Below are 748 nucleotides of genomic sequence, written 5' to 3' on the forward strand. Positions count from 1 at the left end.
TTCGTCACTACGACGAAGCCCAGATCCTCCTTAAATCACAACCTCAAATCTGTGCCATTGGTGCTGACGGCGGACAGTGAAGGCCTCGTTCGGCAGTATGGATGAGGCGACCTTCAACGAACTCGACGCCTTCATGATGCGCGTTGGCACGAAGGTGCCCGTGCTGTTCGCGCCCGAACCCGACAACCTCGACACTTTTCAGCAGTGGACCGTCTATGGACGCGTGAAGGTGCTATTCGAGGGCATGAACCTCTTCCACAATCTGTGGGAGAGCGATATCGAGGTAGTCGGCCTGAAAGCCTAACCCCGACTTCACATTATCAATGAACGTCGCGCGGCATTTCGCTTATAGGCGCGTCGGTCATAGACGCAACCTGATCGCTGCCACTGTAAACGCGATCAAGGTAATGGCCAGCAAGTGTGTAGTGCGCTCGAACAGCAGCAGGATCACGGGCCAGTTGCGCCATTCTCAGCTCTGCTTCTGCGCGCTCCCTGAAGTAGTCCTTATCGTCCAAAGACATATGACCCTCCTGACGAACGTAATCGTTAACCAGAAATGCTCAAACTACTCGACTCGGATGATGCGGGATTATATTAGGTAATCGTTGGAGTAAAAATCAATACCTGGTAATTTAAGCCGCTGAATGTCGGTGGGATATCGGCCGGCAAGGTGAGCAGCCCCCACCGGGTGGTCCGGGTTGATTGTTAGTGCATCGTCGTCTCCGCCGCCATGGCCGGCTGGAGGTGG

General features: G+C 54.5%; 2 protein-coding genes. One reads left to right on the forward strand and one right to left on the reverse strand.

Translation table 11 applies throughout. From position 1 onward, the window contains the following. Window positions 1-76 precede the first annotated feature (76 nt). On the forward strand, window positions 77-304 hold the full coding sequence (locus ACH0BU_RS18140) for a hypothetical protein (protein WP_500264488.1): 228 nt from the start codon (window positions 77-79) through the stop codon (window positions 302-304). A gap of 16 nt (window positions 305-320) precedes the next feature. Here the strand turns inward: ACH0BU_RS18140 and ACH0BU_RS18145 are convergent, their stop codons facing one another. Further along, the gene (locus ACH0BU_RS18145) at window positions 321-521 is read right to left on the reverse strand and encodes a hypothetical protein (RefSeq protein WP_500264489.1); all 201 of its coding nucleotides are present in this window, start codon (window positions 519-521) and stop codon (window positions 321-323) included. Between the last annotated feature and the right edge of the window lie 227 nt (window positions 522-748).

It is taken from the genome of Sphingomonas olei (assembly GCF_045369765.1).
Classification (GTDB): domain Bacteria; phylum Pseudomonadota; class Alphaproteobacteria; order Sphingomonadales; family Sphingomonadaceae; genus Sphingomonas; species Sphingomonas panaciterrae.

Bases quoted from the DNA above. Each gene is read 5' to 3' on its own strand.
- ACH0BU_RS18145 (WP_500264489.1), bottom strand. From the start codon at position 521: ATGTCTTTGGACGATAAGGACTACTTCAGGGAGCGCGCAGAAGCAGAG.